This window comes from Halomonas sp. AOP30-A1-24 (assembly GCF_052378165.1).
In the GTDB taxonomy this organism is placed as follows: Bacteria; Pseudomonadota; Gammaproteobacteria; order Pseudomonadales; family Halomonadaceae; genus Vreelandella; species Vreelandella citrativorans.
On sequence record NZ_JBQSXL010000014.1, the window covers coordinates 1 to 20,281 of the forward strand.

Consider the following 20,281-nt stretch of genomic DNA (forward strand, 5'->3'; position numbering starts at 1 on the left):
CGTAACATTGCACTAGCACCAACAACGTCATTTTTATCAAAATTGCAATAGCATTAGGATATGGCATGCCCTCTTCAAGGACTCTGAAACTTACTCCCTGGCTGCCACTAGCGACCATTGGCCTTAGTCTAGGCTATGCCGCTACCGTGTTAACTCGCCTGCCCTGGTGGGCTCTCTTTCTCATCGCCGCTGGTTGGATCGGCACGGGGTTGAAGCTGAGCTGGGGTCGCCCAGCAAATGCTCGCTACCGAAAAGTATGGCCCTGGTCATTAGTGCCGCTAAGCTTGATGGGCGTGTACGTTTATTTAGCTGACAGCTTCGGCAATGTCGATTTAGGCGCTGTGTTTTTTCATTTACAGGCCGGTATCGCGGAGCACGGCGGTGCCAGCAAAATGGTGGTCGCGGTACTTTATACGCTGACTATGCTGGGCATTTTATGCTCCATTACGTGGCTTTCACGCCATGATCAGCGCTGGCGACTAGCCGAGCGCTATTTTGCGATTATTTTGCTGGCGACCAACCCGTTACTTTATGGTTTGGGTCAACGCAGCGTTGCCGTCGTGGCTGACGATAGAGAGTGGTTAAATCGACGTTATATGCCGCCCATGACCAACGAGCAGTCGCATACCCCTAATCTGTTAATCATGTACCTGGAGAGCCTTGAGCGTACCTATAGCAACGAGATTTTTGATGACGCTTATGCCGACTTGAATTCGCTGGGCGAACAGGGTCTGGTTTTCGAAGGTATCCGACAAATGGAAAACACCGGCTGGACCATGGCGGGAATGATCGCCAGTCAGTGTGGTGTTCCGCTAATGCCTGCCGGGCTTTTACACGATACACAGTTTGAGCCATTGAAAAAGGTGGTGCCAGGCGTTGACTGCCTGGGTGATATTTTAGCTGCTCAAGGGTATCAATTAAGCTATCTGGGGGGCGCTAGTACGCAGTTCGCGGGTAAAGGCCTTTTCTATCGCGGTCATCAGTTTAATAGCGTAAAGGGGAAAGAAGAGTTTTTACCCGACATGGAAGATCCAGAGTATTTAAATAGCTGGGGGCTTCATGACGACACGCTTTATAATTTTACCGCTGATGAAATACGCCGGTTAAATGAAGAGGATAGCGGCCCCTGGGCAGTGGTGAACCTTAACCTGGCAGCCCATGCGCCGAGCGGGTTTCCGTCCCAAACCTGCCAGGACCGCCAGGGCACATTTGATGGCCAGGATATTCTGTACTCAGTGGAGTGCTCGGCTCATGAAGCACGGGTATTTATTGAGCAGTTACAGCGCGAAGGGCTTTTGGATAATACGTTGGTAGTTGTACTCAGCGATCACCTCACCATGCGAGTCTCCGTATGGGATCAACTGACAGCCCTGGACCGCGATAACACGCTGATTATGCTCGGCGACTATATTGAGCCCCAGCGTATTCGCCGCGATGCCACAATGCTGGATGTGTTTCCAACGATATTAGAAGCGCTCGGCTTTACCTTGAACGATCACCGCGCAGGGCTGGGTGCTTCACTACTCAGTGAAAAACCCACGCTGGCTGAGGTGCATGGTATCGAAACACTCAACGAGCGCTTGCGTGAGGAAACCGCCCTGCAGCACCGCTTATGGGAAGGGCTAACGCCCCAACGCCGCGAAGCAGAAGATACCTCGGCAGATCAAGTGACAGAAACGCCAGCGGATCAGGCCGACGAAGTAAACATCACCCATTAATGATCAAGCCGCTGGCACGCTGCGGGTCGGCTTGCATCGCCTGATAGACCTGCTCTACCGCTAACTGATTAAGGCAGTTGGTATGTCCCAACGGGCAAACACGCTTAAAGCAGGGCGAGCAGTAGAGCCCCAAATAATGAGCGACAGCGTTGTTGGTCAAGGGCGGCGTATAGGCCGGTGACGAAGAGCCGTAAAGCGCATGAATGCGCACGCCGACGGCAGCGGCCACATGCATGAGACCTGAGTCGTTGGTTACCACTTGCCGACAGTCGGCCAACAGGTCTACCGCATCGGCTAACTGCGTTTTGCCGCATAAATTATGCGCATGGGGCAACCCTTTCACGATGCTCTCGCCTGCCGAATGATCTTTTGGCCCACCCAGCACCCGAATTTCAAAACCGTCGCTGATAAGTTGCGCGGCCAGGTTGTGAAAATAGGCCAGTGGCCACTGCTTGGCAGGCCCATATTCTGCGCCGGGCATCATGCCAATGGCGGGCCGCGATGACAGCGCATGAGCCAGGCGCAAATTAACCAGATTATCCCGGTCGATCATTAAACGCGGCCTGGGGATCGGAAAATCCCCGTTTAGCGCTTCATCACGAGGCAAACCCAGCGATACAAACCGCTTTACGGTCTGGTCCAGAACCTGCTTATCTAGCTTGCGGCGCTCTTTTAAAAGCCCATAGCGATGCTCGCCCAAAAAGCCCACCCGCTCAGGAATGCGAGCCATGAAGGGAACGAGGGCGGCTTTCCAGGAGCGTGGCAGCACAATGGCACGATCAAAGCGCCCTTTTAGCTGGCTGGCGAGTTCACGGCGATTAGCCAAACCAAACTCGCCGTGACCAACAGCCAAGGGGAGCACTTCGTCTACCTCCGGCATACGCTCTAAAATGGGTTGTGACCACGCGGGCGCAACCACCCCAATGGTCGCATCAGGCTGACGCGCTTTAAGCGTCATAAAGAGGCTTTGCGCCATGACCATATCGCCCACCCATGACGGGCCAACCACCAGCAGACGCTTGGCGGAATTAGCCATTTAGCCACTCCAGGTAAGCGCCAACCCCTTGGGCCACGGTTTTGAACTCAACATCGCAGCCGGCTTCACGCAAATGACTGATGTCAGCACGCGTGTAGCTTTGATAACGGCCTTTCAACTCCTCAGGAAAATCGATGTAATTGATCTCGCCTTTGCCATAGAAGTCGATGACTGCTTCGCCAATCGCTTTAAAGGGCTCTGCTCGGCCAGTTCCCAGGTTAAAAATGCCAGACGCTTGAGGGTTATCCAAAAACCATAGATTGACGTCGACGACATCGCCCACGTACACAAAATCCCGGCTCTGCATGCCAGCCTCATAACCACCATAGGCGCCAAACAGTTTCAGGGTTTCGCCGTTACGGATTTGAAGATGGTTATGGTAGGCGACACTTGCCATCTTGCCTTTATGCTGTTCACGAGGGCCGTAGACGTTGAAGTAACGGAAACCAACGACCTGGGTAGTCAGCGACTCCCAGCGTGAGCGCACATGTTGATCAAACAGCAGCTTGGAGTAACCGTAGACATTAAGCGGTTTTTCGTACTCGGGCGCCTCTTTAAAGACGTCACTGCCGCCATAGGTCGCTGCGGATGATGCGTAGAGGAAAGGGATACCGAATTTCTCACAATAATTCAGCAGTACCTTCGAGTACTCGAAGTTATTTTTCATCATGTACTGGCCGTCCCACTCAGTGGTATCGGAACACGCCCCTTCATGAAAAATCGCCTCGATGTTTGGCAAGTCGGTGATCTCACCGCGCAACGCGGCCTCTATCTTGGCAAGAAAGTCATCTTTATCCAGGTAATCGGCCAGCGTACAGTCGGCTAAATTGACAAATTTAGTGCCGTCGCGCAGGTCATCCACCACCATGACATCATTACGGCCGCGCGCATTCAGTGCTTTCACGATGTTTGCGCCAATAAAACCGGCACCGCCTGTTACAACGATCATTTTGCTCTCCTTAACCAAAAGCGGTTCTGTTGGCTTATGTGCCTATAACCCATCTGCCTAGGATTGTATACTTGACGGCTTATGAATTCATGGCCAACGGTGCTTTCTGCGATGAGTGTCTCGACAAACCAATCGACACCTGATGTGTCGACCTTCCAAGGCTTGATCCTTGCTCTGCAACAGTACTGGGCAGAACAGGGCTGCGTCATTCTCCAACCTCTTGATATGGAAGTTGGCGCGGGCACCTTTCATCCCGCTACTTTCCTGCGCTCAATCGGCCCGGAAAGCTGGAACGCGGCCTACGTTCAGCCTTCTCGCCGCCCAACCGATGGCCGCTATGGCGAAAACCCCAATCGCCTGCAGCACTACTACCAGTTTCAGGTCGTCATGAAGCCATCGCCAAGTAATCTGCAGGACCTTTATCTTGGCTCACTAAAGCGTTTAGGCCTGGACCCACTGATCCACGATGTGCGCTTTGTTGAGGATAACTGGGAATCGCCAACGCTGGGCGCTTGGGGCCTGGGTTGGGAAGTATGGCTCAATGGGATGGAAGTTACCCAGTTCACCTATTTCCAGCAAGCGGGCGGTATTGAGTGCTACCCCGTTACCGGTGAGCTGACCTATGGTCTTGAGCGGATTGCCATGTATCTGCAAAACGTTGACAGCGTTTACGACCTGGTATGGGCGATTGCCCCGGACGGTAGCCAAGTCACCTATGGCGATGTGTATCTACAGAACGAGCGTGAGCAATCGACCTATAACTTCGAGCATGCCGACGTCGATCAACTGTTTGCCTCCTTCGATCACCAGGAGCGTGAGTGTACCAAGCTGCTGACCGCCAACCTGCCCTTACCTGCTTATGAGCAGGTACTCAAGGCATCACACACCTTTAACCTTCTGGATGCCCGTCACGCTATTTCGGTAACCGAGCGTCAGCGCTTTATTCTGCGCGTACGCACCATGGCGCGGGATGTTGCCCATACCTACTTTGAGTCGCGTAAAGCAGCAGGTTTCCCCATGGCTCCAGAAGCGCTTCGCCGCGAACTACTTGCCGATCAGGGAGATGCATAATGGCTGTTGATACGCTTTTATTAGAACTGGGCGCCGAAGAGCTGCCACCCGCGGCGCTGGATGCACTCTCTGACGCATTTGCCGCGGGGATTGAAAAAGGCCTGCAAGAGGCCGAGATTCCTTTCCAGCACGTGACCGCTTACGCCACGCCTCGCCGTTTAGCCGTCAAGGTCAGCGAGCTTGCCGATAAACAGCCTGACCGCGAAGTAGAGCGTCGTGGGCCGGCGCTGGCCGCCGCCTTTAAAGACGGTGTTGCAAGCAAAGCAGCCGAAGGCTTCGCTCGTTCCTGTGGTGTTAGCGTCGATGAGCTAATTCACTTGGAAACAGACAAAGGCACCTGGCTTGGCTACCGCGAACAGCAGCAGGGTGAGAGCCTTCAAGCACTTCTGCCCGAGATTCTGCGTAAAGCCATTCAGGGCCTGCCTGTACCTAAAAATATGCGCTGGGGGGCATCACGTATTGAGTTCTCCCGCCCGGTACACTGGTTGGTCGCACTTTACGGCAGCGATGTCATTGCCGCAGAAGTGCTGGGATTACAGGCTAGCCGCACCACCTATGGCCACCGCTTCCACGCCCCCAATGCGATTCAGCTTGAGCACGCCGATGATTATCTGGCCACGCTCGAAAACGCTTACGTATTGGCGGACCGCAAGCTGCGTCGCGAACGCATTCGCGAGCAAGTACTAGCCGAAGCGGAAGTACAGGACGCCAATGCCGTTATCGACGAAACCCTGCTCGTTGAGGTCAGTGGTTTGGTGGAGTGGCCGGTCGCACTTACCGGCAGTTTCGATGAGCGCTTTTTGGAGGTCCCGGCGGAGTGTTTGATCTCCTCCATGAAGGCCAATCAAAAGTACTTCCACCTGCTGGATGACCAGGGCAAGCTCAAACCGCTGTTTATCACTATCTCCAATATCGATAGCGCTGATCCACAACAGGTAATTTCGGGTAACGAAAAAGTCATTCGTCCGCGCCTGGCGGATGCCGCCTTCTTCTACGATACCGACCGTAAGCAGAGCCTGGCTTCGCGCATTCCGCAACTTGAAAGCGTAGTGTTTCAGCAGCAGTTGGGAACACTGGCCGACAAAGCACGTCGTACCACCGCTATTGCCACTTTCATTGCTGAGAAGATCAACGGTGACGTTGCCAATGCACAGCGTGCTGTGGCACTTGCCAAGTGTGACCTTGTCACCGAAATGGTGCTCGAGTTCCCTGAGTTACAGGGCATTATGGGTCGCTACTACGCCGAGCAGGACGGCGAGCCTGCGGATGTTGCTCAAGCGATTGAAGAGCAGTACCTGCCACGCTTTGCCAGCGATGCTATTCCGCAAAGCCTGACCGGGCAAACGCTGGCCTTGGCGGATCGCCTGGACACCCTGGTAGGTATCTTTGGTATTGGTCAGCGTCCAACCGGCGCAAAAGATCCCTTCGCCCTGCGCCGCGCCTCAATTGGCGTGTTGAATATCCTGATCAAGGGCGAGCTGAATCTTGATCTGCGCGAGCTTTTAGATGCCGCCGCTCAGCAGCATCAGGGGCTGCCCAAGGCTGAGGGGCTGGTAGAGGACGTGCTGACCTATATGCTGGATCGCTTCCGCGCCTGGGGTCAGGAAGAAGGCATTAGCGCCGAGATGTACCTGGCGGTGCGTGCACGCCCGGTCACCAACCCGCTCGATTTCGCTCGCCGGCTGCGCGCGGTGAAAGCCTTTGCTCAACGTGAAGAGGCAGCTGCGTTAGCCACCGCTAACAAGCGCGTGACCAATATTCTGAGCAAGCAGGATCACAACGGCAACCTTCAGGTTGACCCGAGCCTGCTGCAAGAGGAAGCCGAGCAGGTACTATTCAAGGCAGTCACCAGCCGCCAGGAGCAGGTAGCCCCGCTGTTTGGTACCGGTGATTATCAGCAAGCGCTGGATGTACTGGCGACGCTTCGTGAACCCGTTGATGCATTTTTTGATCAGGTGATGGTCATGGCGGATGATGAAGCAGTGCGCAATAACCGTCTTGCTCTTTTGGCGAGCCTTCAGGCACTGTTCCTGGAAGTTGCTGATATTTCGCTGCTCCCCCAATAACGCTCTCTCGACCGTCTGCCGGTCGCTTTTATGCCACCGGCAGCACGCTTATCACTCCTTCCCCTACCTGCCTTTTAGCGCGCTCATTTCTGGCTGTGACGTATAATCGTGATGCTCCTCTTTGAAGGTCTCTTCACGCGCTGCTGGTTTGTTTCACGTGAAACACCGTGAAAAAATAATCGATTTTTACTAAAATAAAGTTTTCCTGATGCGTTAATTCCCCTTTATAGACGTAATGCGTGTTATTGCTTGGGTGCATAAGCACTCTGGAGTTGCCCTGTGTACGATCTCTTTCTACTGGACTCATTTCCCCAGCAACAGGCTAGCATGGCTTCCCATACGCTGAATGGCCAAAAGGTGTGGTTAAACCGTGCCGCCAAACGGAACTCGCAGCTTGCCTATGCGCCGCTCAAGTTATTGGCTGCATGGTTTAATATTGAAGCGTTAAAGCCGGTCCCCAACCTGGGCGGCGAGCAAAGTATTTTCACCGAGGCCCAACGGATTAGAGCCTTAAGTGAAGCAGGTATCTCCGTTCCCGTCATCCTGGCCGAAAATCCTCAAGCCCTTCTTTTAGCGGATGCAGGGTCGCCTGAACAACCCGCGGTGACACTGCTGGAAAAGCTCAAAAAGGCGAGCAGTGTTGAGGAAGTGGATAAAGCGCTTAGTCAAAGCATTCAGGCACTCAACGCGGTTCATGAGCGCAATTGCTACCTGAGTGAAGCGTTCGCACGCAATATCCTTATCACCCACGACCAAACTGTCTTTATCGATTTTGAAACGGATCCAGGTAAAGTACATACCCCAATCAACTGCATGGTGCGCGATTGGTACTGCTTTATCTTTTCACTCTATGGCAAACTCTCTAAATCACCGATGCAAATCGAACGTTTAACCCCTGCGCTGATTGATGGATTGCACAGCGCCCGGCAGGAAGTTCGAGAGCAGTTTAAAAAAACGCTGCCCAAACTACTCCGCTTGCAAAAAATCCCATTTAAATACCTGGGTAGTGATGGCCGCAAAATTAGCGTCACGTTGCAGGCGTTGGCGATGCTTAATCAGCGTCTTTAATGGAACGCGCAATGCCTATCTCCCCCGAGCAGCTGGTTATTCTTGATCGTGACGGCGTCATTAATCAGGATTCTGACGCCTATATAAAGTCACTCGAAGAGTGGCTGCCCTACCCTTCTTCCATCCATGCTATCGCTAAATTATCCCAAGCCGGTTACACCGTTGCGATAGCCACGAATCAGTCGGGCATTGGCCGCGGTTATTACGATGCAGGCGTTCTCGGTCAAATGCATGACCGTCTCAATGCGTTGGTCAATGCCGCAGGAGGAACCATTGCGCATATCGCTTATTGCCCGCATGGTCCCGCCGATGACTGCGAGTGCCGCAAACCCTTACCGGGCTTGCTGCACGATATTCAGCGTGCACTAAGTTTATCGAGCTTATCCGGCAGTTGGATGGTGGGTGATAGCCTGCGCGACCTGCAAGCGGGCGAAGCATGTGGCTGTCAGTCGGTATTAGTAAAAACTGGCAAAGGCGAGAAAACACTGGCCAAGGGCGTAGGCCTGGAAAATGCCCACGTTTATACAGATTTAGCCGAGTTTGTCGATTGGCTGTTATCCCGTTCATCCGGCTGAATTTTATAGCTCAAAAAAATGCCGCTGGCTTTAAGCCAGCGGCATTTTTCATTTCAAACAATGTTTCACGTGAAACATGTTATGCGAGCTTCGCTCGGTGCCTTATACGTCCAGATTAGCGACCAAGGCATTGCTTTCGATAAAGTTACGCCGTGGCTCTACATCATCACCCATCAAGGTGTTAAACATCATATCGGCGGCGACGGCGTCTTCAACCGTAACACGCAGCATACGGCGGCTATCCGGGTCCATGGTGGTTTCCCAAAGCTGATCTGGGTTCATTTCGCCCAGCCCTTTATAGCGCTGTACCGAAAGGCCACGCTGACCTTCCTGCATTAGCCACTGCAACACCTCGGAGAAGTGAGCCACAGGCTTCTGACGCTCGCCACGGGAAATAAAGGCGCCCTCTTCAAGCAGCCCATTAAGGGTATCACCCAGCGCTGAAATAGCCCGATAATCCGCACTTTCAAAGAAGTCCAGGCCCCAGTCGTACTCGGTAGTCACGCCATGCGCAATAAGCGACACGGTAGGCAATAACAAGCCACGCTCCTCATCTTCTTTCAGATAGAAGGTGTAACGCGGCCCGCCTTCATAGGCCACCATGTCATCCATGACTTTTTGCAGTTCAGCAATCCAGTTTTCCATGGTGACACGATCTTTAAGACTCGCCTCGCCCTGCAATCCTGTGACATGGATGATCTGCTTCAATACTTCAATCGGGTAAACGCGCGCCAGGCGATCGATACGCTTCATCACGTTGCGATACTGGTTTACCAGGGCTTCCAGCTGCGAACCGGAGATACCCGGCGCGTCCGCATTCACATATAGGCCTGCGCCATCCAGCGCTGTCGTGGTCAAGTAATCGACCATGGCCTGCTCATCTTTAAGATAGAGCTCTTGCTTGCCTCGCTTGATCTTATAGAGCGGCGGCTGGGCAATAAAAATATGGCCGCGCTCAATCAGCTCCGGCATTTGCCGGAAGAAGAAGGTCAGTAGCAAGGTACGAATATGCGAACCGTCGACATCCGCATCGGTCATGATGATGATGGAGTGATAACGGAGTTTATCGGGGTTAAACTCTTCGCGGCCGATACCACAGCCTAGCGCGGTGATGAGCGTACCCACTTCAGCTGACGAAAGCATTTTGTCAAAACGCGCTTTTTCGACGTTCAGGATTTTACCTTTAAGCGGCAAAATGGCCTGAGTGCGGCGGTCACGCCCCTGCTTGGCACTGCCACCGGCCGAGTCGCCCTCCACCAGGTAGAGTTCTGACTGGCTGGGGTCTTTCTCCTGGCAATCAGCAAGTTTGCCCGGCAGACCTGCAATATCCAGCGCGCCTTTACGCCGCGTCATGTCCCGGGCCTTACGTGCCGCTTCACGCGCACGCGCCGCATCCAGCATTTTATTAACGATTGCTTTGGCTTCGTTAGGCTTTTCAATCAGGTAGTCAGAAAACAGGCGACCCATTTCCTGCTCAACGGCTGTTTTCACTTCACTGGACACCAGCTTGTCCTTGGTTTGTGAAGAGAATTTCGGGTCAGGCACTTTGACAGAAACAATCGCCGTTAAGCCTTCACGAGCATCATCACCCGCCGTGCTTACCTTGGCTTTTTTGAGCAGGCCTTCCGCTTCGATGTAGTTATTCATCGTGCGCGTCAGTGCTGCCCGGAAGCCGGCCAAGTGAGTGCCGCCATCACGCTGAGGAATATTATTGGTATAACAGAAGATGCTTTCCGTAAAGACGTCGCTCCACTGCATTGCCACTTCGACTTCAACACCGTCCTCCCGCGAGGCAGTAAAGTGGAAAACAGGGTTCAGAACCGTTTTATTGGAGTTGAGGTGATCAACAAAGGCTTTCAAGCCGCCTTCGTAATGAAACAGCTCTTCCTTACCGCTGCGATCATCCATTAGCCGAATGGCAACGCCAGAGTTCAGAAACGACAGCTCACGCAGGCGTTTGGCCAAAATATCGTAATGGAATTCAATATTAGCAAAGGTGTTCTGGGAAGGGCGGAAATGAACACGTGATCCGGTTTTTTCCGTTTTACCCACCACGCTAAGCGGTGCCTGAGGCACGCCATGGTGATAAATCTGCTCAAACACTTCGCCCTGGCGCCAGATGGTTAAGCGTAGCTCTTCAGAAAGCGCATTAACCACGGAGACACCCACACCGTGAAGACCGCCAGATACTTTATAAGAGTTATCGTCAAACTTACCGCCCGCGTGTAACACGGTCATGATGACTTCTGCGGCAGAGACGCCCTCCTCTTCGTGCAGCTCGGTAGGAATACCGCGACCATTATCGCTAACGGTTACCGACTCATCGGCATGAATAACCACGCGAATTTCACTACAATGGCCCGCCAAAGCCTCATCGATGGAGTTATCCACCAACTCGAAGACCATGTGGTGCAACCCGGTGCCGTCGTCGGTATCACCGATGTACATACCAGGACGTTTGCGTACTGCATCCAGTCCTTTGAGCACCTTGATGCTTGATGAATCGTAAGCCTGTTCGCTCATTGACCACTCCGTCGTGAAGTCTGTCTTGTCCCGTATCGTCTACCCATCTTGCACCAACTGGCCAAGCCCTTGCGGGTCATGTTTCACGTGAAACATGCTAACCAGGGTTTTAGATTGCCACATAGGTTGTAATGCGGCGGGGTCGACGCTGGTAATAAATGCCTGACACTGCATCTCTTCAAGCAACTGACAGAAACGCTGTTGGTGTTGCACATCCAGCTCTGCTGGCAAATCATCAATTAAATAAATGCAGTGACGCTGTGCCGTTCTTTCCAGAAACCGCCCCTGGGCAAGCTTGAGTGCGCTTACCACTAGCTTTTGCTGGCCTCTGGAAAGTACTTCAACAGCAGGCTGTTTATTAAGCCTGATACGCAAATCGGCACGCTGAGGGCCTTGTTGGGTAAACCCCTTTTGCTGATCGGTGACTCGGTTATCCTGAAGCACATCAGCCAGCGTTTTCTGTTTGTCCCATCCTCGAGCGTAGTTAAGTTTTAAGCCAGGTAATGGAAGAAGTACATTCAGCGTTTCTTCAAAGACAGGCAGAAACTCACTAAACCATTCAAACCGCAACCTATCGACTACCTCGCCCCATAGCGCCAATTCTTGTTCCCAGGCCGCCATTTCCTGTGGGTCTATTCTACCACGCCTGAGTAATGCGTTCCGATGTTTCACTGCTCGGCGTGTACGCTTCCATGCTTCCAGAAAGTGATGTTTCACGTGAAACACTCCCCAGTCAAGAAACTCGCGCCGTCCGGCTGGGGACCCTTCAAGAAGCCTAAAAGCGTCAGGATTGATTAGTTGCAAAGGCATCGCCTCGACCAGCTCGGCCAAGCGTACCCCCTTATCCCCACGCAAACGCAGCTCTAGTTCACGCTGAGCCCGTAACCGGCGCACCCCTATGGAAATCTCTGGTTCCCCTTCCAGGCGCCCGTAGAGCGTCATATGTGCCACATCAGATTGGATGGCATGCTTTAGCTGACGGGTACGAAACGAGCGCCCCATCCCCAAAACATGAATGCCTTCCAGCAGGCTGGTTTTGCCACTTCCGTTCAGCCCAGTGATGATATTGATCCCCCGAGAAGGATGCATATCCAGCGGCGCTAAATTCCGTAACCCTTGGAAGTTAAGCTGACTCAAGCTCATGTAAACACTCGGGTAAAAGGCGTAACCAACCCTCAAGAGAAAGCGGCGCCCCTGCTACCAGAAGCGCCGCCCCGTTTGGCATTTATGAAACGCTATATTACAACCGCATGGGCATAACAACATACAGCGCATCGCCACCACCCGGCTCTTCAAGCAGCGCACTGCTATTAGGGTCGGCCAGCGTTATTTGCACTCTGTCTTCATTTAGTACGCTAAGCACGTCAACCAAATAGCCCACGTTGAAGCCGACTTCCATCGCAGAGCCGTTATATTCGACGGCCACGTTCTCTTCGGCTTCTTCCTGTTCAGGGTTATTCGCCATGACCTTAAGGTTGCCCTCTTCCAGGTATAAGCGCACACCTCGATACTTCTCATTGGAGAGAATCGCCGTACGTGACAGCACCTGACGCAACTCGGCGCGTTCAGCAATGAGCACCTTATCGCCATTGCGTGGTACGACGCGCTCATAGTCAGGGAACTTCCCGTCAATCAGCTTGGACGTAAAGGTGAAGTCACCGGTATGAGCACGCACATGGGTTGAACCCAACGTCAGGCTTACCGGCTCATCGCTATCATCCAACAGGCGCGAAAGCTCAAGAATACCCTTACGAGGTACAATCAGCTTCTGCGGCTGGCTAACCGCGACATCAACAGGACGTGAACACATCGCCAAGCGGTGGCCGTCTGTCGCCACCGTGCGTAGCAAGTTACTTTGAATTTCCAACAGCATGCCATTGAGATAGTAGCGAACATCCTGCTGCGCCATGGCAAATGATGTGGTTTCAATAAGATGCTTTAACGTGCCCCGTGGAACGCTTAACTCCTGACTGCTATCGGCATCTTCAATATTGGGGAATTCAGCCACCGGTAATGTCGAGAGCGTAAAGCGTGAACGACCGCTGCGCAGCACCGCTCGGCCATCTTCAACGGTCAGTTGGATATCGGACTGATCAGGCAGCGATTTACAAATATCCATCAGCTTACGAGCAGGCACGGTTGCCGCCCCTGGCTGGTCAACCTGGCTTGCGACAGTACGCCCGATGAGTTCAACCTCAAGGTCCGTACCGGTTAGTGCGACCTGGTCACCTTCGACCTGAATCAGCACATTAGACAGTACAGGTAGCGTTTGGCGCCGTTCTACCACGCCTGCCACCAGAGTCAGCGGACGCAGCAATGCCTCTCGGGAAATGGAAAATTTCATCAACACTCCGGTTTATATCCTGAAAACCTGCAGACGGCAGGCCAATCCCATGGATGATTTAGCTGGTTAAAAGGCGCAACAGATTTTTGTAATCTTCGCGAATATCCGCGCTCTCCTCTTGCAAGGCTTTCACCTTGCGGCAAGCGTGAAGTACCGTTGTATGATCACGGCCACCAAACGCATCGCCAATTTCCGGCAAACTATGATTGGTCAATTCCTTGGCTAGCGCCATGGCCACCTGCCGGGGGCGAGCGACTGAGCGCGAGCGTCGCTTGGATAATAAATCTGCCACCTTGATTTTGTAATACTCGGCGACTGTGCGCTGGATATTATCTACACCCACCTGCTTATCTTGTAGCGCGAGTAAATCTTTTAGCGACTCACGAATAAAGTCCTGGGTAATCGGCTTACCCATAAAGTGTGAGTCAGCAATCACTTTTTTCAGTGCCCCTTCCAATTCACGTACGTTCGAGCGAATTTTTTGAGCAATAAAGAAGGCCGCATCATGAGGTAAATCAACTTTGGCCTGGTCGGCTTTTTTCATCAAGATGGCTACGCGGGTTTCAAGTTCGGGCGGCTCAATAGCCACCGTCAAGCCCCATCCAAAGCGCGATTTCAGGCGCTCCTCAACACCACTGATCTCCTTTGGATAACGATCAGAGGTGAGAATCATTTGCTGGCCGCCTTCCAAAAGCGCATTAAAGGTATGGAAAAACTCCTCTTGGGAGCGCTCCTTGCCAGCAAAAAATTGAATATCATCAATGAGTAACGCATCAACACTGCGATAAAAGCGTTTGAAGTCGTTGATCGCATTAAGCTGAAGTGCCTTGACCATATCGGCAACAAAACGCTCAGAATGCAGATACACCACCCGGGCATTTTCCCGGCGGCCAGCCAGCGCATTGCCTACGGCGTGCATCAAGTGCGTTTTACCCAGACCTACCCCACCGTATAGAAATAGTGGGTTATAGGCACCACCCGGATTTTCTGAAACCTGCCGAGACGCCGCACGCGCCAGTTGGTTGGATTTACCTTCCACGAAGGTATCAAACGTAAAATTGGGGTTCAGCCCACTGCCGTGCTTAAGACTACCTTCGACCTGGACCTGACGCTCGTTAGTCCGCCGGCGCGGCGTTTCTTCACGCTCACGCAGCTGATCAATTTCACGCTCATCGGCAATATCACCGCGCGGGGGCGTATGCACTGAAGGCGCCGAGGTTGAAGCGGAAACAGGATTACCCAAATCACGCGGCTGGGGGACTGCCGCTACTGGACGACGGCTACCTACGGTCAGGCTTACTTTGGGTGGTTTAGACGGCGCAAGCTCGCGGATCAGCTCACTGATTCGCTTGGCATACTTGTCACTCACCCAATCGCGCACAAAGCGATTAGGCGCCAGTAAGCGCAACTCATTGGACTCTCCTTCTTCTGCCTGCAAGGGACGTATCCAGGTATTGAATTGCTGAGAATTCAATTCGTCCTGCAGGTAGTCCAGGCACTGTTGCCAAAGCGCGAGTGACACTCATCTCACCATCAGTTGAAAACGGCCGACCATTGTAGCGCTCTAAAGCTTGGTTATCCACACGGGTTTGGCTAACAATTATGCCTGTGGACAACTTATCGTAAGCACGTGGGACAACCCGCTGATGGAGTGGGGACAGATCCGTTTTTAGCGTTTTCCCACATCTCTACACACATCAAAACAACAGTTTATAGACCGCTTATACGACACTTATGCACATTGTTTTTATGATTTTATCATATTGATTAACCTATTTATTATTCACTTATCCACAAATAGTATCCCCACTATTAATAACAACAAGATTTAAAAACCTTATTAGTAATAATAGCTGTTTTGATTTTCGCGTAAAAAAGCCGGCAGGCCCCATGCCCACTGCCTTTTTGTTGGTTTTTATGCAAGGAAAAATTGCACCCGGCGCGGGAAGCCTCTACAATTTCCGGTCTTGAATTGAAACTCCCCGGCTAGTTTCCTCACTGGGCCGGGTCTTTTGGATTCACATCCGTCCTAAACCACGTGGGAATTACGAGTTATGAAACGCACTTTTCAACCCAGCGTTCTCAAACGCAAGCGCATGCATGGCTTCCGTGCTCGCATGGCAACCAAAAACGGCCGTGCCGTTATCTCTCGCCGCCGTGCGAAAGGCCGCAAGCGTCTGAGCGCCTGATCTCGGATTGCGTGTGCCGCCTCAAGGCTTTCCCCGGCGTTTGCGTCTTTTAAACGCTGGGGATTTTAGTCACGTGTTTGAACAAGCTGACCTTAAAGTTCATGGCAAAGGTATGATGGCGTTAGCGCGCATGACTACCCGAGGGCATCCTCGCATTGGACTAATTGTCAGCAAGAAAAATGCAAAGCGCGCTGTAGATCGCAACCGCTTTAAGCGTCTAGTCCGAGAGTCCGCCAGGCTTCGCCAGGATCACCTTCCCTCCATGGATATTGTGATATTAGCCAAGCGCGGTGTGCAGGATATCGACAATGAAACGCTTAGTCGGCAGTTGCATGGTATGTGGAAACGCCTTCAGCGTGACGCGCAAACGCTATCAATTGCACCACCGCTTGATGGCGTAACACGTGACACTTGACGACACACCTCGCCGCTCGACCTCGGCCTGCCGCTTGGCAGGCTTTCGTGTGTCATGGGTCGAGTAAATGACACTGCGCCATTAGCATGTTCATCACCCAGCGGGCAGAACCCTCATGGACGTAAAACGACTTCTCTTACTGATTCCAATGGCAGTACTTGCCTATCTACTGGTGATCCAGTGGAATCAGGATTATGGGCCGACAGATTACGACTCGACGCCTGAAATTACGCAAAGCAGTAGTGACGCCCCCTCAGCCAATGCTGAAAGCAGTAACGACCTGACGGTTCCGTCAACGTCGGCACCCAACAGTGCGGTAGACGACGGGCTGGCAAGCAATACTGAAAGCGAAACATCTAGCCGTGACTTTATTGCAGTGGCTACCGATGTTCTCGACGTGCGCATTGACCCGCACGGCGGCGACATTATTTATGCTGCGTTACCTCAGCATAAAATGACGCTGGATACTGAACGCAACTATGTGTTGCTCTCGGATAATTCAACGCGTAGCTATGTTGCACGTTCCGGCCTACAGCTGGATGGGCAAGCAAGTCGTATTGAATTTACCCCGGAAAGCAATGCCTATCGTCTGGCAGATGATGATGACCAGCTGGTCGTTGATTTACGGGCAGACGTTAACGGCGTTGATATTATCAAGCGTCTTACATTCGAACGTGGAAATTACGCGGTCAATGTTGATTACTATATTGCCAATAATACCGATGCGCCGGTAAGTGCTCGTTTTATTGGCCAATTAGCGCGTGATAACAGCCCTGACCCGTCAAGCGGCGTTGCCATGGGTATGAACTCCTATATTGGGGCAGCGTACTCAACGCCAGACGAACGTTATGAAAAGATCGATTTTGAAGACATTCAAAACCGTAACTTTGAAAATCGTGAAGCCCAGGGCGGCTGGATTGCGCTTATCCAGCACTACTTTGTTTCTGCCTGGGCACCGCCCCAAGACCAACAAAACCTTTACTACGTCACCACTGACTCAAGTGACCGTAACGTGGTGGCGTTTGCAGGCCCCACCAGCAACATTGCGGCGGAAGGTGAAGCGACACTGGGCGCCACGCTCTACATGGGTCCCAAGGTTCAGGATCACCTTGAGCAAGTGGCACCCAACCTGCGCCTGACCGTTGACTATGGCTGGTTATGGTTTATTGCCAACCCGCTGTTCTGGTTGCTGGATAAGATCCACGACATCGTGGGCAACTGGGGCTGGTCAATTGTTCTGCTGACGGTTGTGGTTAAGCTGGTGCTCTTCCCGCTGTCTGCCAAGGCTTATAAGTCAATGGCACGCATGCGGAAACTGGGCCCGGAAATGCAGCGTCTTAAAGAGACCTATGGCGATGATCGTCAGAAAATGTCTCAAGAGATGATGAAATTCTACCAAAAGGAGAAGATCAATCCTTTAGGTGGCTGCTTACCCATCGTCATACAGATGCCGGTGTTTATCGCGCTTTACTGGATGTTGCTGGAGTCGGTAGAGCTGCGCCATGCGCCGTTTATCTTCTGGATTCACGATCTATCGGTGAAGGATCCTTACTTCATCCTGCCAATACTGATGGGTATATCCATGTATGTTCAGCAGCTGCTGAACCCAACACCTCCGGACCCCATGCAGGCGAAGATCATGAAGATGCTGCCGATTATCTTCACCTTCTTCTTCCTGTGGTTCCCGGCGGGTCTGGTCATCTACTGGGTAACCAACAACATCATTTCGGTCGCGCAACAGTACTTTATTACGCGTAGTATCGAAAAAGACCCCAGTGTGGGTAAAGGAATGCGAACCAAGTAATCCTTGTTAACCACGCTCCCAGACCCCCGCCCTCGTGCGGGGGTCTGGCGTTTTAGAGACGACAAATTCACAATGTACGCATCCATTAATGAGGCGCGCCATGGCTGAACGACTTTATACCCAGGATACGATTACTGCTCTGGCGACACCGCCTGGGCGTGGCGGCGTAGGGATTATTCGCGTCTCAGGGCCTGCCTGTCGCGATATTGCAGCGTCCATACTCGGCCACTGCCCGGCGCCTCGGCATGCCTATCACGGCCCCTTTAAGGGCGCTGATAGCATTATTGACGAAGGCATCGCCCTGCTGTTCAACGGCCCTCACTCCTTTACTGGCGAAGATGTGCTGGAGCTACAGGGGCACGGTGGCCCCATTATCATGGACATGCTGCTTGAGCGTTGTGTGGCCTTGGGCGCGCGGTTGGCGCGGCCTGGTGAGTTCTCCGAGCGGGCCTTTCTCAATGACAAGCTCGACCTTGCCCAAGCCGAAGCGATTGCCGACTTGATTGATGCCACCTCGCGTTCAGCGGCGGAAAATGCCGTGCGCTCACTGCAGGGCGAGTTTTCTACCCGCGTCTCCCATCTGGTTGAGCGGCTTATCGAGCTGCGTGTCTATGTAGAAGCCGCCATCGACTTCCCTGAAGAGGAGATCGACTTCCTGGCGGATGGTCATGTCGCCCAGCGTTTGGAAAGTGTTCAGCAAGCACTCAGCGACGTGCGCAAAGCCGCCGGCCAAGGGGCGCTGTTACGCGAAGGCATGAACGTGGTCATTGCCGGTCGCCCCAATGCGGGTAAGTCCAGCCTGCTTAACGCGTTGACCGAACAAGAGACCGCCATTGTGACCGATATTGCAGGCACCACGCGGGACGTGCTGCGTGAGCACATCCATATTGATGGCATGCCGCTGCACATTATTGATACAGCGGGCTTGCGTGATACCCCGGACGCCGTTGAAAAAATCGGTGTCGCCCGCGCCTGGGCCGAGATTGAGAAAGCCGACCGGGTACTGCTGTTGGTGGACGCCTCTACCACCGAGGCGACCGACCCCATGATGATCTGGCCCGAGTTTGTTGCCCGCCTTCCCGATCAAAGCCGTTTAACGTTGGTACGTAACAAAATCGATACCAGCGCTGAGCAGGCTGGAATTGATTTATCCACAGCCACGCCCACGCTTCGCCTTTCGGCCAAAACCGGTGCGGGTGTGGATAACCTAAAAAACCATTTGAAAACCGTGATGGGCTTTGCGGCGACCACCGAAGGACGCTTCTCCGCACGTCGGCGTCACCTGGATGCCCTCGACCGGGCAATGGCAGCGCTTGATACCGGCCGTGCCCAATTGGATGGCTACGGCGCTGGAGAACTGCTGGCCGAAGACCTTCGCGACGCGCAGCAAGCGCTGAGTGAAATTACCGGCGAGTTTAGCGCTGATGACTTGCTGGGCGAGATTTTTGGCAGTTTCTGCATCGGCAAGTAATACGCTCACTTTATGGATCAGCGGGGCGGCGCTGTTGTGCCACCGTAATCCTAACGTCAAATGGTTTAGAATAGTGGTGGTACTGGAGCGTGTTAAAACCACGCTAGAGATCATCTAGCGAGCGGCTTTCACTCAACGTTTTTGTGCCTGGCTACTCCTCAACCCACCACTGCGCCTCAACGCGGCTTTCACTTCCAAGGCAACGGGTTACCTCTGCCATTGCGGTCTTCAGGCGCTCATCAAGCCCCCAGGGCGGGTTAACGACCAACATACCGCTACCGTACATACCGTGCGTTTGCTCACCCGGCGCACGCAGCAAAAGCTCGCTGCGCCATATTTTGCGAATACCGCTTGCCTTTAGCCCGTCCAATAACGCGTGATGATGCCCGGCGGGTAGCAGGGGGTACCAAATCAGTAGTATGGCGTGGCGCGCCTTTTCAAGCGTGTATATTGCCGTATCAACCACTTCCTGGTACTCCGCTTTACGCTCAAAACTAGGGTCAATCAGTACACAGAGCCGCGGGGTAGACACCGGCAGCATGGCCGTTAAACCCGCTAAACCATCGCCATAAATACGTTTTGCCTGAGGAGGAAGCGACTGCGTGTTCAAGTGCTCATGCTCACCCGGATGAAGCTCAAAAAGGCGCAGCTTATCGTGCTCGCGCAATGATTGGCTTAGCCACCACGGGGAGCCGGGATAGTGCGTTAACGCACGAGTACTGGGCTGAACGCTGGTGACAGCATTTAACCAATCACAGAGTAACGGGTCGGTGAGTACCTCGCGTTCGTGCCATAGCGGCCAAATGCCCTCACGGTACTCCTGAAGCCGCTGCGTCTCTTTGGTGGCTAACGGATATAGCCCTCTTCCCGCATGCGTATCTATATATGTAACAGGTGTTTTTTTACGTAATAAATAATCAACGACGGTGTAGAGCGTCAAGTGTTTGTGTACATCGGCAAAATTACCGGCGTGATAGGCGTGTTGATAAGACAGCATGGTAACTCGCAGATAAGTGAACGAAAAAAGCCCGCTATGGGATCATAGCGGGCTT

At 53.0% G+C, this 20,281-nt stretch carries 16 protein-coding genes; 9 read left to right on the forward strand and 7 right to left on the reverse strand.

What is annotated here, in order from left to right; translation table 11 throughout:
- Positions 1-65 precede the first annotated feature (65 nt).
- The gene (locus tag ACT3TJ_RS09485; RefSeq protein ID WP_193056888.1) at positions 66-1,718 is read left to right on the forward strand and encodes a sulfatase-like hydrolase/transferase; all 1,653 of its coding nucleotides are present in this window, start codon (positions 66-68) and stop codon (positions 1,716-1,718) included.
- On the opposite strand, the gene waaF is transcribed toward ACT3TJ_RS09485, so the two are convergent.
- Both waaF and rfaD read right to left on the reverse strand, forming a co-directional pair.
- Positions 1,708-2,754 (reverse strand): lipopolysaccharide heptosyltransferase II, encoded by a 1,047-nt coding sequence (waaF, locus tag ACT3TJ_RS09490; RefSeq protein ID WP_193056889.1) that lies wholly within the window; start codon positions 2,752-2,754, stop codon positions 1,708-1,710. The two genes, ACT3TJ_RS09485 and waaF, sit on opposite strands and share 11 nt — an antisense overlap.
- The gene (gene rfaD, locus ACT3TJ_RS09495; RefSeq protein ID WP_192526754.1) at positions 2,747-3,703 is read right to left on the reverse strand and encodes an ADP-glyceromanno-heptose 6-epimerase; all 957 of its coding nucleotides are present in this window, start codon (positions 3,701-3,703) and stop codon (positions 2,747-2,749) included. The genes waaF and rfaD overlap by 8 nt, the downstream gene beginning before the upstream one ends.
- Positions 3,704-3,814: 111 nt before the next feature.
- On the opposite strand from rfaD, the gene glyQ reads away from it, so the two are divergent.
- The 4 genes from glyQ to gmhB all read left to right on the forward strand — a co-directional run bounded on the left by glyQ (position 3,815) and on the right by gmhB (position 8,483).
- A complete protein-coding gene (gene glyQ / locus ACT3TJ_RS09500) occupies positions 3,815-4,774 on the forward strand; it encodes a glycine--tRNA ligase subunit alpha (RefSeq protein ID WP_192526755.1) in 960 nt (319 codons plus the stop codon).
- On the forward strand, positions 4,774-6,840 hold the full coding sequence (gene glyS, locus ACT3TJ_RS09505; protein WP_193056891.1) for a glycine--tRNA ligase subunit beta: 2,067 nt from the start codon (positions 4,774-4,776) through the stop codon (positions 6,838-6,840). The genes glyQ and glyS overlap by 1 nt, the downstream gene beginning before the upstream one ends.
- A 279-nt stretch (positions 6,841-7,119) precedes the next feature.
- Positions 7,120-7,908 (forward strand): hypothetical protein, encoded by a 789-nt coding sequence (locus ACT3TJ_RS09510; RefSeq protein ID WP_192526757.1) that lies wholly within the window; start codon positions 7,120-7,122, stop codon positions 7,906-7,908.
- Positions 7,909-7,919: 11 nt separating this feature from the next.
- Entirely contained in the window at positions 7,920-8,483 is a 564-nt protein-coding gene (gmhB, locus tag ACT3TJ_RS09515) for a D-glycero-beta-D-manno-heptose 1,7-bisphosphate 7-phosphatase (protein WP_193053430.1), read from the forward strand.
- Positions 8,484-8,585: 102 nt separating this feature from the next.
- Here gmhB and gyrB read toward each other — a convergent pair whose 3' ends face one another.
- The 4 genes from gyrB to dnaA form a co-directional block, all read right to left on the reverse strand.
- Positions 8,586-11,006 (reverse strand): DNA topoisomerase (ATP-hydrolyzing) subunit B, encoded by a 2,421-nt coding sequence (gene gyrB, locus ACT3TJ_RS09520; RefSeq protein ID WP_193056893.1) that lies wholly within the window; start codon positions 11,004-11,006, stop codon positions 8,586-8,588.
- Positions 11,007-11,045: 39 nt separating this feature from the next.
- Positions 11,046-12,149 carry a DNA replication/repair protein RecF gene (recF, locus tag ACT3TJ_RS09525; protein ID WP_444665675.1) on the reverse strand — a complete coding sequence of 368 codons (1,104 nt, stop codon included), beginning with the start codon at positions 12,147-12,149 and terminating at the stop codon, positions 11,046-11,048.
- A gap of 97 nt (positions 12,150-12,246) precedes the next feature.
- Positions 12,247-13,350, reverse strand: coding sequence for a DNA polymerase III subunit beta (gene dnaN, locus ACT3TJ_RS09530; protein WP_087106978.1), 1,104 nt, complete (start codon positions 13,348-13,350; stop codon positions 12,247-12,249).
- A 58-nt stretch (positions 13,351-13,408) separates the two neighbouring features.
- Positions 13,409-14,872 carry a chromosomal replication initiator protein DnaA gene (gene dnaA / locus ACT3TJ_RS09535; protein ID WP_192526760.1) on the reverse strand — a complete coding sequence of 488 codons (1,464 nt, stop codon included), beginning with the start codon at positions 14,870-14,872 and terminating at the stop codon, positions 13,409-13,411.
- Between the two features lie 532 nt (positions 14,873-15,404).
- Here dnaA and rpmH point away from each other — a divergent pair.
- The 4 genes from rpmH (at position 15,405) to mnmE (ending at position 19,229) form a co-directional block, all read left to right on the forward strand.
- Complete coding sequence (gene rpmH, locus ACT3TJ_RS09540) at positions 15,405-15,539, forward strand: 50S ribosomal protein L34 (protein ID WP_172118745.1); 135 nt, start codon at positions 15,405-15,407, stop codon at positions 15,537-15,539.
- 13 nt (positions 15,540-15,552) lie between these two features.
- The gene (gene rnpA / locus ACT3TJ_RS09545) at positions 15,553-15,954 is read left to right on the forward strand and encodes a ribonuclease P protein component (protein ID WP_193056894.1); all 402 of its coding nucleotides are present in this window, start codon (positions 15,553-15,555) and stop codon (positions 15,952-15,954) included.
- Between the two features lie 115 nt (positions 15,955-16,069).
- Positions 16,070-17,758, forward strand: coding sequence for a membrane protein insertase YidC (yidC, locus tag ACT3TJ_RS09550; RefSeq protein WP_172118743.1), 1,689 nt, complete (start codon positions 16,070-16,072; stop codon positions 17,756-17,758).
- Positions 17,759-17,858: 100 nt separating this feature from the next.
- Positions 17,859-19,229, forward strand: coding sequence for a tRNA uridine-5-carboxymethylaminomethyl(34) synthesis GTPase MnmE (gene mnmE, locus ACT3TJ_RS09555; RefSeq protein ID WP_172118742.1), 1,371 nt, complete (start codon positions 17,859-17,861; stop codon positions 19,227-19,229).
- A 151-nt stretch (positions 19,230-19,380) separates the two neighbouring features.
- Here mnmE and ACT3TJ_RS09560 read toward each other — a convergent pair whose 3' ends face one another.
- Positions 19,381-20,226, reverse strand: a complete 846-nt coding sequence (locus ACT3TJ_RS09560; RefSeq protein ID WP_193056896.1) for a 23S rRNA (adenine(2030)-N(6))-methyltransferase RlmJ — start codon at positions 20,224-20,226, stop codon at positions 19,381-19,383.
- Positions 20,227-20,281: the final 55 nt, after the last annotated feature.